Source organism: Bacillus sp. ILBB4 (assembly GCF_035064545.1).
In the GTDB taxonomy this organism is placed as follows: Bacteria; Bacillota; Bacilli; order Bacillales; family Bacillaceae_H; genus Priestia.
This window is the reverse complement of sequence record NZ_JAIQVD010000001.1, coordinates 916,699-931,087: the sequence shown is the minus strand read 5'-3', so window position 1 is coordinate 931,087 and position 14,389 is coordinate 916,699. Positions and strand designations below refer to the sequence as shown.

14 protein-coding genes are annotated in these 14,389 nt (G+C 39.8%); 12 read left to right on the top strand and 2 right to left on the bottom strand.

What is annotated here, in order from left to right:
* Nucleotides 1–10: 10 nt before the first annotated feature.
* Nucleotides 11–1,147: an IscS subfamily cysteine desulfurase gene (locus LAV82_RS04980; protein ID WP_053487747.1), complete on the bottom strand. Its 1,137-nt coding sequence runs from the start codon at nucleotides 1,145–1,147 to the stop codon at nucleotides 11–13.
* Nucleotides 1,148–1,236: 89 nt separating this feature from the next.
* Here LAV82_RS04980 and nadB point away from each other — a divergent pair, with 89 nt between their 5' ends.
* From nadB to LAV82_RS04950, 6 genes are all read left to right on the top strand, one after another.
* Nucleotides 1,237–2,781, top strand: a complete 1,545-nt coding sequence (gene nadB / locus LAV82_RS04975; protein WP_499715702.1) for an L-aspartate oxidase — start codon at nucleotides 1,237–1,239, stop codon at nucleotides 2,779–2,781.
* A 36-nt stretch (nucleotides 2,782–2,817) separates the two neighbouring features.
* Nucleotides 2,818–3,711: a carboxylating nicotinate-nucleotide diphosphorylase gene (nadC, locus tag LAV82_RS04970; RefSeq protein WP_499715701.1), complete on the top strand. Its 894-nt coding sequence runs from the start codon at nucleotides 2,818–2,820 to the stop codon at nucleotides 3,709–3,711.
* The gene (gene nadA, locus LAV82_RS04965; protein WP_055992468.1) at nucleotides 3,668–4,768 is read left to right on the top strand and encodes a quinolinate synthase NadA; all 1,101 of its coding nucleotides are present in this window, start codon (nucleotides 3,668–3,670) and stop codon (nucleotides 4,766–4,768) included. The genes nadC and nadA overlap by 44 nt, the downstream gene beginning before the upstream one ends.
* A gap of 214 nt (nucleotides 4,769–4,982) precedes the next feature.
* The gene (gene safA, locus LAV82_RS04960) at nucleotides 4,983–6,263 is read left to right on the top strand and encodes a SafA/ExsA family spore coat assembly protein (RefSeq protein ID WP_211077256.1); all 1,281 of its coding nucleotides are present in this window, start codon (nucleotides 4,983–4,985) and stop codon (nucleotides 6,261–6,263) included.
* The gene (locus LAV82_RS04955; RefSeq protein ID WP_228541022.1) at nucleotides 6,253–7,218 is read left to right on the top strand and encodes a phosphotransferase; all 966 of its coding nucleotides are present in this window, start codon (nucleotides 6,253–6,255) and stop codon (nucleotides 7,216–7,218) included. The genes safA and LAV82_RS04955 overlap by 11 nt, the downstream gene beginning before the upstream one ends.
* A 94-nt stretch (nucleotides 7,219–7,312) precedes the next feature.
* Nucleotides 7,313–7,972, top strand: a complete 660-nt coding sequence (locus tag LAV82_RS04950) for a YhcN/YlaJ family sporulation lipoprotein (RefSeq protein WP_013059324.1) — start codon at nucleotides 7,313–7,315, stop codon at nucleotides 7,970–7,972.
* A gap of 103 nt (nucleotides 7,973–8,075) precedes the next feature.
* Here LAV82_RS04950 and LAV82_RS04945 read toward each other — a convergent pair whose 3' ends face one another.
* Nucleotides 8,076–9,155 carry a YsnF/AvaK domain-containing protein gene (locus LAV82_RS04945; protein ID WP_499715700.1) on the bottom strand — a complete coding sequence of 360 codons (1,080 nt, stop codon included), beginning with the start codon at nucleotides 9,153–9,155 and terminating at the stop codon, nucleotides 8,076–8,078.
* Nucleotides 9,156–9,445: 290 nt separating this feature from the next.
* Between LAV82_RS04945 and LAV82_RS04940 the strand changes: the two genes are divergently transcribed.
* The 6 genes from LAV82_RS04940 (at nucleotide 9,446) to tgt (ending at nucleotide 14,321) form a co-directional block, all read left to right on the top strand.
* Nucleotides 9,446–9,958: a BofC C-terminal domain-containing protein gene (locus LAV82_RS04940; protein WP_081252168.1), complete on the top strand. Its 513-nt coding sequence runs from the start codon at nucleotides 9,446–9,448 to the stop codon at nucleotides 9,956–9,958.
* Nucleotides 9,959–10,279: 321 nt separating this feature from the next.
* Nucleotides 10,280–10,891 (top strand): Holliday junction branch migration protein RuvA, encoded by a 612-nt coding sequence (gene ruvA, locus LAV82_RS04935; protein ID WP_013059321.1) that lies wholly within the window; start codon nucleotides 10,280–10,282, stop codon nucleotides 10,889–10,891.
* Nucleotides 10,892–10,907: 16 nt separating this feature from the next.
* The gene (gene ruvB, locus LAV82_RS04930; RefSeq protein ID WP_013059320.1) at nucleotides 10,908–11,909 is read left to right on the top strand and encodes a Holliday junction branch migration DNA helicase RuvB; all 1,002 of its coding nucleotides are present in this window, start codon (nucleotides 10,908–10,910) and stop codon (nucleotides 11,907–11,909) included.
* Nucleotides 11,906–12,106 (top strand): DUF2905 domain-containing protein, encoded by a 201-nt coding sequence (locus LAV82_RS04925; RefSeq protein ID WP_013059319.1) that lies wholly within the window; start codon nucleotides 11,906–11,908, stop codon nucleotides 12,104–12,106. The genes ruvB and LAV82_RS04925 overlap by 4 nt, the downstream gene beginning before the upstream one ends.
* A gap of 23 nt (nucleotides 12,107–12,129) precedes the next feature.
* Nucleotides 12,130–13,158: a tRNA preQ1(34) S-adenosylmethionine ribosyltransferase-isomerase QueA gene (gene queA / locus LAV82_RS04920; protein ID WP_013059318.1), complete on the top strand. Its 1,029-nt coding sequence runs from the start codon at nucleotides 12,130–12,132 to the stop codon at nucleotides 13,156–13,158.
* Nucleotides 13,159–13,181: 23 nt separating this feature from the next.
* Complete coding sequence (tgt, locus tag LAV82_RS04915) at nucleotides 13,182–14,321, top strand: tRNA guanosine(34) transglycosylase Tgt (RefSeq protein WP_013059317.1); 1,140 nt, start codon at nucleotides 13,182–13,184, stop codon at nucleotides 14,319–14,321.
* Nucleotides 14,322–14,389 lie beyond the last annotated feature (68 nt).

The window sequence follows — 14,389 nt, the reverse complement described above, 5'->3', positions numbered from 1 at the left end:
ATCCCTCCTTTTACACTGTCATAAATTCTTGCTGTAATAAATGAAAAACGGATATGAGTCGATCAATATGCTTAAACGTTGAATGTTGACTGAATGAAATACGTACAAAGTTCTTAGCATTCGCAGTCGATTTCCCAATCGCAAGTAGAGAAGCTAATGGTTCCTGCTGATTTACATGACAGGCACTTCCCGTAGATATAGCAATTCCGTGACGATTACATTGTAACATAACATATTGACCCTGTATGTTTGAAAACGTCAGTCCAATAATTCCAGGAAAATGAGAGTTCCCAAGACCTTCTACTTCTATAAAAGGAGCAAGAGGCTCTAGGTTTTCCAGTAAGTACGATTTTAAGCGCTCATAATGGCTTCGGGCGGTCTTCATTTCTGCATATGCGCATTCAGCTGCTTCAGTAAAGGCAGCAATGCCCGCTGTATTTACAGTCCCAGGGCGAAAGCCTTTTTCATGAGTTGCTTTATGGTAAATAGGCTTCCAAGAAGAACTTGAATTCATGTATACCATTCCTACACCTTTTGGTCCGTAAATTTTATGACTAGAGACTGAGATGCTATCAGCTTTCAGCTTTTTAACATCAATAGGAAGCTTACCGAAAGATTGAACACAATCACAGTGAAAGAGAATTTCTTTTTTAGATAAAAAATGACCAATATCCTCAACTGGCTGAATTGTACCGAGCTCATGATTGATATGCTGAATGGCTACTAGCACAGTGTCAGGTCGAATAGCTTTCTTTAAGTCGTCTACAGACACAACTCCGTTTTGATCTACAGGTACGTAAGATAGGGAAAATCCTTCTTTTTCAAGCTGCTGCAACGTATGAAGAACCGAAGAATGTTCAAGCTTCGTTGTCACTATATGTTTTCTTTCGTCATTTTTTCCTTTTAAAAGAGAATGAATAGCTAAGTAATTAGCTTCTGTTCCCCCGCTTGTAAAAAAAAGATCATCCTCTCGACAATTTACTAACAGGCTTAATTTTTTTCTGCATAGCGTAAGTAAATTCTCTGCTTGTGTTCCAAGTGTGTGAAGGCTGCTGGAGTTTCCATAATAGCTTGTTGCCGCTTCAGTATATACTTCAATTGCTTCTTGTCTCATTGGCGTTGTTGCTGCATAGTCCAGATAAATCATTTTCTCCCTCCGATAAAAAAACTTCTTGTCTTTCATTTAATAATATGTAAATATAGGTGTCAAGACACATGTAAATAAAGAGGTGTAAAATGTTAGAGACGGATGTTTTAATTATTGGAAGCGGATTAGCAGCGTTTTCTGCAGCTTATGAACTGTGTCGTCATAACAGAGTTGTAATGGTAACGAAAGGGAAAATTGACCGCAATAACTCAGTTCTTGCTCAAGGCGGAGTAGCAGCTGCTATTGGAAGCAGCGATCACTGGAGTGAACATCTCTATGATACGTTGGTTGCGGGCAGTAAGCATTGCAATGAACAAGCGGTACGCACTTTAGTGGAAGAAGGTGCGGCTGTAGTAAATGAATTGATTCATAAAGGAATGAAGTTTGATAAAAATCCAGATGGTACGCTGCATTTTGGAAAAGAAGGAGCCCATCGTATGAATCGTATTCTGCATGCAGGTGGCGATGCAACAGGACAAGCGCTGTTCGCTTTTTTGAAAAAAGAAGTACTGCCATATATTACAGTGATTGAAAACGAAATGATTCAGCATTTAGTAACTGTAGATGGAACGTGCAGAGGTGCTATCGGACAAGGTGAAAACAACAAAATTACTATATATCATGCTCGCCAAACGGTTATTGCTACCGGAGGAATCGGCGCTTTGTACAAGCATACATCTAACCAGCCGCTTGCGACAGGAGATGGGCTAGCGCTTGCGTACAGGGCTGGAGCAAAATTAGCGGACTTAGAATTTGTTCAGTTTCATCCGACGCTTTTGTATCAAAAGGAAGCGAAAGGTCTAGTATCCGAAGCGGTTCGAGGGGAAGGTGGCGTGCTGGTAAATGAATGGAATGAACGCATAATGGAAGGCGTTCATCCCTTTAAGGATTTAGCACCGCGAGATGTTGTAGCAAGGACAATTTTTAATGAAATGAAAAAAGGAAGATCCATATTTTTAGACATTGAAAAAGTGGCTCATTTCCAACAGAAATTTCCTACGATTACGGCACTGTGTCGAAAGTATAAAATTCAACTGGACAAAAAACGAATACCTGTTACTCCCGGCGCACATTTTTTAATGGGTGGAATTGAAGTAGATAGTTACGGACAAACAAGTGTTGAAGGATTGTATGCTGTGGGGGAAGTTTCTTCTACAGGCGTTCATGGAGCAAATCGTCTAGCAAGCAATTCATTGTTAGAGTGTCTTGTATTTGGAAAACGGACAGGGCGTCATATTTTACATAAAGCGAGAACGGTATCTCGTTATGTCCCCGTCCATTACGTCTATAAAGGCATGCCTAAAATACTGCCTGCCACAAGACAAATTCAGCATAAAATGATGGATTGTGTAGGAATCATTCGTCATGAAAACGAATTGGCTACTATTGTGCATGAATTCACAAATTTTCTGGATGGAATACCTCTTGATCAAGAAGTTATATATTCGAGGGAAGCTGCGACCATCTGCAATATGCTAACTGCAGGTCTGCTTATTGCAGAGTCCTCTCTTGCAAGAAAAGAAAGTAGAGGAGGACATTACCGAAGTGACTTTCCGCATGAAAACCAAGAATGGGAGCATAAGCGAATTATTAAGCAGTCTACTGCTTCAACAAAACAGTCATTGATTTTATAAGCAAGGAAATTTAAAAAGAAAGGTGAAGGTAGCACAATGAACACGTTGAAATTACAAAAAATATTGCAGTCTTTTTTTATAGAAGACATTGGAGATGGAGATATAACCTGTGAAGCTATTTTTTCTCCGTCTGACCAAGGGAAAGCTGTGTTCACGGCAAAGCAATCAGGTATTATCGCAGGAGTGGAATTGATTAAAGAAGGATTTCATTTAATAGACCCTGACGTGAAAGTGAATTTCGAGAAAAAAGATGGAGATGTTCTTAAGCCTGGCGATAAAATAGCTACCGTTTCAGGACCCGTGCGATCTATTTTGACCGGTGAACGGGTAATCTTAAACTTACTTCAAAGAATGAGTGGCATTGCCACGATGACGCACAAAGCCGTAGCGCTGCTTGGCAGCTCACATACGCGCATATGTGACACGCGAAAAACAACGCCTGGTATGCGAATGTTAGAAAAGTATGCTGTTCGTGCTGGAGGAGGTTATAATCATCGTTTTGGATTGTACGATGGCGTCATGTTAAAAGATAACCATATTGCACATGCAGGATCTATTCTAGACGCTGTTGTGAAAGTAAGAGAGCAGGTTGGACATATGGTTAAGGTGGAAGTAGAAATTGAAAACAAAAGTCAATTGCTAGAAGCAATAGAGGCAGGAGCAGATGTCATTATGTTCGATAACTGTTCTCCAGAAGTCATTAAAGATTGGATACCGCTGGTTCCCGCTCATATTGTCACAGAAGCATCCGGTGGAATTACGCTTGGCACGCTCCATTCTTTTAGAGACAGCGGAGTGGACTATATTTCACTTGGAGCTTTAACGCATTCAGCAGGGTCTATCGATATCAGCTTGGACTTACTAACAGAAAGGGGAACAGGAAATCATGAGTTTATTACAAACGCTTCAGCAGCAAACGCTGCCCGCTAAATATACGCAGCTCACAGAAAATGAAATGAAAAGAAGAGTATTAGAAATCAAGAAAAAGCTCGGAAGCAAATTGTTTCTGCTCGGCCATCATTATCAAAAAGACGAAGTGTACGAATTTGCAGATGCGGTAGGAGACTCCTTACAGCTGGCTCAAATAGCAGCTGAAAATAGAGAAGCTGAGCATATTGTGTTTTGCGGCGTTCACTTCATGGCAGAAACAGCTGATATTTTAACAGCTGAAAATCAAAAAGTCATTTTACCCGATATGCGCGCTGGCTGTTCAATGGCTGATATGGCTACTATTCAGCAAACAGAAAAGGCATGGCCTGTCTTACAGGATCTTTTCGGAGATACGATTATTCCGCTTACGTATGTGAACTCTACAGCTGCAATTAAATCTTTTGTAGGCGAACATGATGGTGCAACAGTAACATCGTCAAATGCAAAAAATATGGTGGAGTGGGCATTTTCTAAAAAAGAGCGCATTCTCTTTTTGCCAGATCAGCATTTAGGCAGAAACACTGCTTATGATTTAGGTGTTGGACTAGATGAAATGGCCATTTGGAATCCTATTGAAGAAATGCTTGAATATGAAGGGGATATAAACAACATCAAGGTGATTCTGTGGAAAGGTCACTGTTCTGTGCACGAAAATTTCACGGTTAAAAATATTGATTATTTACGCGAGAAGCAGCCTGATATGAATATTATTGTTCATCCGGAGTGTTCTTATGAAGTGGTGCAAAAATCAGATTATGCAGGTTCTACAAAATATATTATTGATACAATTGAAAAAGCTCCTTCAGGCTCTAAATGGGCCATTGGCACGGAAATGAACTTAGTGAAACGGATTATCAACAGTCATCCGGATAAAGAAATTGTTTCGCTTAATCCTTATATGTGTCCTTGTTTGACGATGAACCGAATTGATTTGCCTCACTTGCTGTGGGCTTTAGAAAGCATCGAAGAAGGAACAGAAGTGAATCAAATCAAGGTGGATAAACATACAGCGCAAGGGGCGATCAAAGCGCTAACGAATATGTTAGAACGAGCATAAAAATTTTTAAGACAATTAAAAAGAGAAGGTCTAAAAGAAGACTTATTGACATATTGTTTGTGTTGATAAGTCTTTTTTTCTTTATCATAAAAACTTGAACCAAACTGTGGGCGAAATGAATAAAAAAATGGTTCAAGGCATATCTTGTGATGAACAAACAGAACTTACTTTGATTTTGCACATATAGATGGCAGAGACTCTACTCGGGAGGGGAATGACGTTGAAAATCCATATCGTTCAAAAAGGGGATACCCTTTGGAAAATCGCTGAAAAGTATGGGGTTAATTTTGAAGAGTTAAAAAAAGCGAATTCTCAATTAAGCAATCCAGACATGATCATGCCTGGAATGAAAATTAAAGTTCCGACAAGCGGAGTGCCTGTTCAAAAAGAAGGAGCTCCTTCACCTGGTATAAAAGAAATGCCTAAAGTTCAACATCCTTATAGTGACCAATCCACAAAAGCTTATCCAGTAACGGAAATTGATGAAAGTCCAGATGAGAAAAAGTCAGCTAATCAGCCTGCTCAAACACCGTTTATGCAACCGATAAAAGAAGCACCAATTGCGCAGCCAAAGAAAGAAGCACCGATTGCTCAACCGAAAAAGGAAGCGCCGATTGCGCAGCCAAAAAAAGAAGCACCGGTCGCACAGCCTAAAAAAGAAGCACCAATTGCGCAGCCTAAAAAAGAAATGCCAGTTGCGCCAAAGCTTCCTAAATTAAAGCCAATTGCACCTGAGATTGATATTAACAATTATTACACCGTTAATATGGCGATGCAGGCTCCAAAAAAAGAAGCACCAAAAGAACTACCCAAGCATGAATCGCCAGAAAGTCCTGAGATGGAGAGTATAGAAATGCCTCCTCAAATGCCATGTTACCCAATCATGCCGATATCGCCTGTGATGCCAGGCTACGGATTTAATTATATGCCGTGTCATCCGCCAATGTATGCACCGCAGCCATATCCAATGCCAATGTATCAACAGGCTCCAATGTATCATCACGGTTATGAAAACGAATCGTTTGAAGAACATGCAATGGGCGCTCACATGGCACCGATGCCAATGTATCCAATGATGCCACACAGCTGCTATGGACCGGTACAATGTTCTCCTTGTCCGCCTCCATGGGGATATCAGCAGCCCGTTTATCCGGCCTATCATCAAGCACCGATGTATCCACAAGTACAAGGAGCTATGACAGGTGGCCATTATGAAAGTTCTTCCGATGGTTTTGGAAACGCACCTTACCATTATGGGCAGCAATATGCGCCACAGCAGCAAGGAGACTGCGGATGCGGTGAACCAAGACCTGACGACTATGCACCACAGCAGCCTTATCCACAGTACCAACAGCAGGTACCTTATGGCTTTCAGGACCCAAGGGCACCCTATCTAGCCCCATATGGCATGACTGGTGTACCTTCGTATCCTGCGTTTGACCCAAATGCATTTAGTATTCCAGAATATGATGAGTACGACGAAGATGAAGATTGATTATTATAGACGAGACGATTTTAATTTAAATCGTCTCTTTCTCTATTTGAAAAAAAGAGATATTCACGTTGAGACCTACCGTATGAAAAAGCCTCATGTCATCATAGCGGATACGAATAAAGGAAAAAAAGTAATAAAAGCATACAGAGACAAAGGTAAAATTGAACATGTTTATCATTTTTTATCTCAGATTCAACAAGGGTACGCTGTTAATTTCGAAGCTTACCCAGAAGGGGAACTTTATATAAAGGACCGTCATTTGTATTGGGCGATGATGCCTTTTGTTAAGCAAGTAAAAGAGGTAACGTATGAAAGTTTTCAGGATCGTGAAGAAGTATTACAAGCATTGATCCGCTATCATGGAGAAGTTCATAAAAAGAAAATAGCCGCGTATACAAAGCTTTCTGAGTATGATCTTATTTTAAAATGGAAAAAGCGGCTTTCCTCTTTTCGAGAAACCTCACATATATTTAGGGAATTTAATCAATTTCATGTATATAAAGACATTGTGACTTGGGGAGAAAAAGCTTTAGTCTTAATGGAACGTTTCAAAGATAGTGGGTTGAACTGTTCCATTATTCACGGTGACGTTGCTTCACATAATTTCTTGAAAACAAACCACTTGGGTATTGTTATGATTGATTTTGACTTATCGGCTAAAGCTCCTGCTCTTTATGACTATGTTCAGCTTGTCCAGCGCTTTTTGCCTTACGTCCAGTGGTCGATGAAAGAACTACTTCAACACTCGAAAATAAAAGAATTAAGCAAGCAGCGTTTTTTTCTTGCTTCTTTACTATTTCCATCGATGCTGATGAGAAACTGGAATGTAAATGTCTCTGCTTTATCATGGGCAAATCGCCAAAGGTTAATGCAGCAATCAGTCGAAGAATGGTCACAGCGTACACATTTTTATCGAGTGATTTACCAGCACTTACAAAACCTACATGACATGTAAAGAGTTTATAAACACTTCATCGAATAAGAAACGGCTCGTCTTTTAATCCTAATAGTAAGCTCAGAGTAAATAGAGCTTAAATTAGGGGGCGATTATGTTGAATAGGTATGTAGCAACTTCTTTAGCTTTTGCATGTATGATGGGACTTGGCGCTTGCAATAACAAAGACCAAGGTATGGAACAGCGCTATACAGATACGACACAGCCTGTTGGGTATCATACAAATGAAAAAGCGAATGAACATCGCGTAGATAATCCGAAAGGTCCAATGACTGAAGTTTTAGATGGGAATGGAACACCTAATTATCCATTAAACGTAAGTGATGGACGTTTTGACAATCCGACAAACCCTTATGGAAACATCAATAATACAAATGATCGTACAAATGGTGTTGCTAATATGTATTATGGTGAAGATTATCCAAGAGACTTTACAGAAAAAGTGGCTGATCGGGCTGCAAGCGTTAAAGGTGTAGAAAATAGTCGCGCCGTTGTCCGTGGAGATCAGCTATTAGTTGCTGTGGATCCGGCCAAAGACATAAATAACGGCCGTTTAAAACAAAACGTGCTCGATAAAGTAAAGCCTATTGCAAAGGACTACAATGTTCAAGTAAAAGTAGATCATGATGTATTTATGAACGCTCGCTCTCTTGATGACGATATTCGAAATGGAAAAGACCGAAATACGATTCAAACTAATTTCAATGGTCTATTTGAATCAGTCGATGAGAATGTCAATCATAAACATCGTTAAATGAAGAAGCAGCTGTCTGTGAAGGACGGCTGTTTTTTTGATGAGAAGACATATAAAAAAGCTGCCATTGAAGCCAGGCAGCTATTCCTCGAACATGTAACTATTAATTTTTCTTGTTAGAAGCAGATTTGTTTGTTGTTCTGGATTCTGCTTCTTCCTTTTGAGCGTTAGTTTCATTTTGTTTGAGGCGACCTTCTCTTTTTTTCGTATCTGCTGGTGCCGTAGCGACACTCTTTGTATTTTTTACATTTTTTGCAGAAGAGCTTGTCTCATTAGCTTGTGTGTTTGGCTTCTCGTTGTTAGTTGTCTGACTATTTTCGTATTCAGCTTCCACGTCGCTTGCTAGAGCTGCAGAAACTTGAGCGTAAGTATGGTCTGTATAGTTCATCATATTTTCGTATACTTCAGGGCTCGCGAGTCCCTCAGGTTCTACGCTTGCTTCTTCTTTCTTAATCGTTTCAGTCCATTCTTTTGTTTCTTGAATAAGTTTTTTTCCTATAATTACTTCTTCAACAATAACTGGTCTTTTGGTTATTTCTACTCGTTCTTCCATGATTGGAACACGAATAATTTCATCTTCTGTAAGTGGCCCAGCGTTATAGTCTCCGTCAACTACAGGGCGACGTTCAATATAAAACTCTTCTCTCGTAACAGGAACGTGTACAGTTCTTTCTTCCTCTATTACTTTTTTGTGGAGTTTTACTTCACCGACTTGGACGCGTTCTTTTAAGACATCTAATTTTTCTTCACGTAGTTGGACGGCTCTATGCTCGTTGTGTTCCGTATAGGTTCCGTACGCTGGAGTTTGTTCAGAGCTTACGGCATCTATCAAGATTAGAATTTTACCAGCAGCTACATCTGTCTCGCACTGCACGGCTGAGAAGTCTGGTATGCCCATGCGGATTAATTTTGATTTCAAGCCGTTTCCTTGTTTGAGCCCCATGCCGCCTGTCATCATGGTAAAAAAGTTATCCATCATGACGCCAGCTAATGAACTTACGGCAGGTGAACCAGCTTCAATAATTACATTTGTATCGTGACCTATTTGAAATGTATTGCTTTTACTGTTAGAAATGACCATAATGTCTGTTTCTCGATAACCTTGACGCTTTAAATTATGGATAACATCTAAAGCTTCTTTCTCTGAAAAAAAAGTTCCGACTACACGTTTATTCATTCTCATTACTTCAGCTCCCTTTTTATGAAAATAGATAATAGAAGTCCTTACAATTACTTCCACTATGTACATACCCTTCGAAAATTTAATTAAAACGTTCAAGAGAAAATTTTACAAATAGTGTGCAAATGTAACAAATACTCCATGTTTTCTTAACATAATATCGTAAAAGGGATTTGCTTCATAAAATAAGAGGATAAAAGAAAATAAGTAGGTCAAACTATTAGTGTAGATTTTCACAAAACCTTTTTAGATAATACTAAAAAGAGTATGATTAACGTGTGAGGTGAAGGTGAGTGAAGAAAGTCATTCATCAAGCAGCTTTTTTAATGCTAGTAAGTATTGTGCTTTGTATAATGCCATACCGTGCAGATGCGAATGAAAAGGAGCCGATGACATTATTTCTTGAGTGCGTGTATGTGGATGGAGTCGTAAGTCAAGAGATGATCAAAAGCCCTTCTATGACGAAAAAACAATTAATGAAAAAATATAAAAATTGGCGACTGCTTAAAGAAACGGATCAAGAGCTAGTTTTTAGAACAAGCATAGACGATATTTCACCTATTTTAAAAGAAAACGGTTATGTAGGGCTTTCTGTTAACGGTATTCTCTCAGCATTTGAAGGCAAGCCAGCTTCGTCGCAGCACATTATACAGTCGTTTTTTCAAATTGACATCAAAAGGCTTGAGAGTTATCAGCATGAACAATTAAAGAAAGGTATTCGCGTTCAATCAAAAGATGAATATCTTTCTCTCATTAATTTCTATAAAATCTATCAGCTCCAGCAGCGGCCGCTTTCAATCAAGTAGCCGTTTTTTAGTATGGTAAAATAATTATTGAATTCAACATTCTAAATTGCTTCTATTTGCTTTTGGCGATATGTTAAAATGGTATTCAGCAGTCTAGTATTGTATATATTTTAAAAGGTCATTCATCAATAGAAGTGGGCGGTTCTATTTTTTACAGCTATTGTAAAAATAGGTTGACAAAGATGAAAAGAGGCAAACGTTCTCTTGAACGTCTTTTTAAAAAGCAGCTTTAAAGGAAAATAGAGAACGATGCGGGCAGGATTCTTCGTAGGCAAAGTTGAAGATCACTGCCCGCGCGTACGTGATTAAGGAGAGAGCTTATTGTTTGATTATATCAAAGGCACTGTTACATATATAAATCCTGAGTATGTAGTAATCGAAAACAACGGGATAGGCTATCAAGTCTTTACGCCGAATCCATATGTATTTTCAATTGATGAACAACCCAAGACGGTTTACACCTATCAATATGTAAGAGAAGACGTAATTGCACTTTACGGGTTTGCTTCCCGAGAACAAAAGGATTTATTTATGAAGTTAATTAGCGTGTCAGGAATCGGCCCAAAAGGCGGTTTAGCTATTTTAGCGTCAGGTAATCCAGCGCAGGTTGTCCAAGCTGTGGAAGAGGAAGACGAGAAGTTTTTAGTTAAGTTTCCAGGAGTAGGTAAAAAAACAGCTCGACAGATGATTCTAGATTTAAAAGGAAAACTGCATGATATTGTACCAGATGCCGTTCCTTCTTTATTTGCAGATTTGGACGCACAAGAAGTCAAATCTCAAAGTTCAGAAGCACTCGATGAAGCGATTGAAGCACTGAAAGTATTAGGTTATGCAGAAAGAGAAATCAAAAAAATTGTTCCGGCTTTAATGAAGGAAACGATGACAACGGATCAGTATATTAAAGAAGCGTTAAAACGATTATTGAAACAATAAGTAAGGGAGGAGTAAAATGGACGATCGTATTGTAACGGGAGATGTTCTTGGTGAAGAAGAAATCATCGAGCAAAGTTTGCGGCCGCAAACCTTACAGCAGTACATTGGTCAGCATAAAGTAAAATCCCATCTTGACATTTTTATTAAAGCTGCCAAAATGCGAAGCGAAACGTTAGATCACGTGCTTTTATATGGTCCTCCAGGATTGGGGAAAACAACTCTTGCTACTATTATCGCTAATGAAATGGGCGTACAAATCCGAACGACCTCAGGACCAGCTATTGAGCGTCCAGGAGACTTAGCCGCAGTTTTAACTAGCTTAGAGCCTGGAGATGTGCTTTTTATTGATGAAATTCATCGATTAAATCGTTCGGTTGAAGAAGTACTATACCCAGCAATGGAAGATTTCTGTTTAGATATTGTTATTGGAAAAGGACCGAGTGCACGTTCCGTCCGTCTGGATTTGCCTCCGTTTACGCTAGTAGGTGCAACGACAAGAGCAGGGCTTTTATCTTCTCCTTTGCGTGATCGCTTCGGCGTTTTAAGCCGTTTAGAATATTACCAAGAAGAAGATCTTGCTTCGATAGTAGAAAGGACAGCCGCTATTTTAGATGTAGAGATTGATGAGAAAGCTACGTTTGAGATGGCTAGGCGTGCTAGGGGAACCCCGCGTATTGCGAATCGCTTGCTTCGAAGAGTCAGAGATTTTGCTCAGGTCAAAGGAGACGGAGCCATAACCGAAAGGCTTGCCAACGAAGCATTAGAAATGTTGCAGGTGGACCGTTTAGGTCTTGATCATATTGACCATAAATTATTAAGAGGGATTATCGAAAAATTTAGGGGCGGACCTGTAGGGTTAGACACCATATCGGCTACTATTGGTGAAGAGTCTCACACAATTGAAGACGTATACGAGCCGTATCTATTGCAAATCGGCTTTTTGCAGCGAACGCCGCGAGGACGAATTGTGACGCCTTTGGTTTATGATCATTTTCAGCTGGAGGTGCCTGATCAGTGAATGATATGCCTAAGATGCTTATCACATTAGGGGGCATTTTAGTCGTCATTGGGCTATTATGGCAGTTTGTTGGCAAGCTTCCTGGCGATATTTTTATCAAAAAAGGAAATACAACCTTTTATTTCCCGATTGTGACATGTATTCTAGTAAGCGTTGTGTTATCACTTATTTTTTATGTAATTGGCAAATTTAAATAATTAAGTAGAAACAGGTGAACATTTTGAAAGTAGATTTATTTGATTTTCATTTACCAGAAGAATTGATTGCCCAAACGCCGCTTGAGCAGCGAGATGCGTCAAGACTCATGGTATTAAACAAGGAAACAGGAAGTGTGAAGCATCATATGTTTCATGACCTTCTTGATTATGTGCAAGAAGGAGATTGTTTAGTGTTAAACGACACGCGTGTTCTTCCTGCACGATTATTTGGGACAAAAGAAGATACAGGTGCTAATATTGAAGTATTGCTTTTAAAACAAACACAAGGCGATACGTGGGAGACGCTTGTAAAACCGGCTAAGCGAGTAAAAGAAGGCACGGTTATTTCGTTTGGTGACGGACGTCTGACAGCTGTATGTAAAGAAACGAGCGACCAAGGCGGACGTTTGTTAGAATTTAACTATGAAGGCATCTTTTATGAGGTGTTGGAACAACTGGGAGAAATGCCGCTGCCGCCTTATATTAAAGAACGCTTGGATGATCAAGAGCGCTACCAAACGGTTTTTGCTCGCGAACAAGGTTCTGCAGCAGCGCCAACAGCAGGTCTTCACTTTACAGAAGAGATGCTTGAACAGTTAAAAGAAAAAGGTGTGCATATTGCATTTTTAACGCTTCATGTCGGATTGGGTACATTCCGTCCAGTCAGCGTTGACGACTTAGAAGAGCACGATATGCACTCAGAGTTTTATCAAGTGAGTGAAGGAACCGCTGCTTTACTAAACAGCGTACGCGAAAAAGGCGGTCGCATTATTTCAGTAGGCACAACTTCTACCCGTACCCTTGAAACGATTGCAACTGAGCATAACGGCAAATTTGTTGCTTCTTCAGGCTGGACCAATATTTTTATCTTTCCAGGGTATGAATTTAAAGCAATTGATGGAATGATTACAAATTTCCACCTTCCAAAATCTACGCTCATTATGCTTGTAAGTGCCTTAGCAGGAAGGGAAAACGTCATTTCTGCCTATGAACAAGCTGTAGCAGAGAAGTATCGCTTTTTCAGCTTCGGCGACGCGATGCTAATTTTGTAATTTAACATGAAAGGAATACATCAATGACAGCAATTCGTTACGAACATATAAAAACTTGTAAACAAACAGGAGCGCGTTTAGGGATTGTCCATACGCCTCACGGCTCATTTGAAACGCCTATTTTTATGCCAGTAGGCACATTAGCTACAGTAAAAACAATGTCTCCGGAAGATTTAAAAGCAATGGGAGCAGGCATTATTTTAAGTAATACGTATCATTTATGGCTTCGTCCGGGTCATGAAATTGTTAAAAAAGCGGGAGGCCTTCATAAATTTATGAACTGGGATCGTCCCATCTTAACGGATTCAGGCGGCTTCCAAGTTTTTAGCTTAAGTGATTTGCGCCGTATTGAAGAAGAAGGAGTTCATTTCCGCAACCATTTGAATGGAGACAAGCTTTTCTTATCTCCAGAAAAAGCGATGGACATTCAAAATGCGCTTGGTTCTGATATTATGATGGCATTTGATGAATGTCCACCTTATCCAGCAGAATATGACTACTTAAAACGTTCAGTTGAACGCACAAGCCGCTGGGCAGAGCGATGCCTTGAGGCTCACAGCCGCCCTCAAGACCAAGGTCTTTTTGGGATTGTTCAAGGCGGAGAGTTTGAAGATTTACGCCGTCAAAGTGCAGCTGATTTAGTTTCAATGGACTTCCCAGGTTATGCTGTGGGAGGCCTGTCAGTTGGAGAACCAAAAGATGTAATGAATCGTGTGCTTGAGTTTACGACGCCATACTTACCAACCGACAAACCACGTTATTTAATGGGAGTAGGATCACCTGACTCGTTAATTGATGGAGCGATTCGCGGAATCGATATGTTTGATTGCGTATTACCAACGCGTATTGCACGTAACGGAACGCTTATGACAAGCGAAGGTCGTCTTGTTGTTAAAAATGCAAAATATGCAGAAGACTTCGGTCCGATTGATCCAAACTGTGACTGCTATACATGTCAAAATTATTCAAGAGCGTATATTCGCCACTTAATTCGTTGCAATGAAACGTTTGGAATTCGTTTAACATCTTACCATAACTTATATTTTCTGCTAAACTTAATGGAGCAAGTCCGTGAAGCCATTCGCGAAGACCGACTTGGCGATTTCCGCGATGAGTTCTTTGAAAAATATGGGTTTAACGGCCCGGACGCAAAGAATTTCTAGGTCACTACAGGAATTTTCATCAAATTTATGAATGAGTACCTGTTGATAATATAAATAAAAGGAGGAGT

Excerpts from the sequence above, each read along its gene's own strand:
- LAV82_RS04980 (WP_053487747.1), bottom strand. The coding sequence starts at position 1,147 with ATGATTTATCTGGACTATGCAGCAACAACGCCAATGAGACAAGAAGCA.
- nadB (WP_499715702.1), top strand. The coding sequence starts at position 1,237 with ATGTTAGAGACGGATGTTTTAATTATTGGAAGCGGATTAGCAGCGTTT.
- nadC (WP_499715701.1), top strand. The coding sequence starts at position 2,818 with ATGAACACGTTGAAATTACAAAAAATATTGCAGTCTTTTTTTATAGAA.
- nadA (WP_055992468.1), top strand. The coding sequence starts at position 3,668 with ATGAGTTTATTACAAACGCTTCAGCAGCAAACGCTGCCCGCTAAATAT.
- safA (WP_211077256.1), top strand. The coding sequence starts at position 4,983 with ATGACGTTGAAAATCCATATCGTTCAAAAAGGGGATACCCTTTGGAAA.
- LAV82_RS04955 (WP_228541022.1), top strand. The coding sequence starts at position 6,253 with ATGAAGATTGATTATTATAGACGAGACGATTTTAATTTAAATCGTCTC.
- LAV82_RS04950 (WP_013059324.1), top strand. The coding sequence starts at position 7,313 with ATGTTGAATAGGTATGTAGCAACTTCTTTAGCTTTTGCATGTATGATG.
- LAV82_RS04945 (WP_499715700.1), bottom strand. The coding sequence starts at position 9,155 with ATGAGAATGAATAAACGTGTAGTCGGAACTTTTTTTTCAGAGAAAGAA.
- ruvB (WP_013059320.1), top strand. The coding sequence starts at position 10,908 with ATGGACGATCGTATTGTAACGGGAGATGTTCTTGGTGAAGAAGAAATC.
- tgt (WP_013059317.1), top strand. The coding sequence starts at position 13,182 with ATGACAGCAATTCGTTACGAACATATAAAAACTTGTAAACAAACAGGA.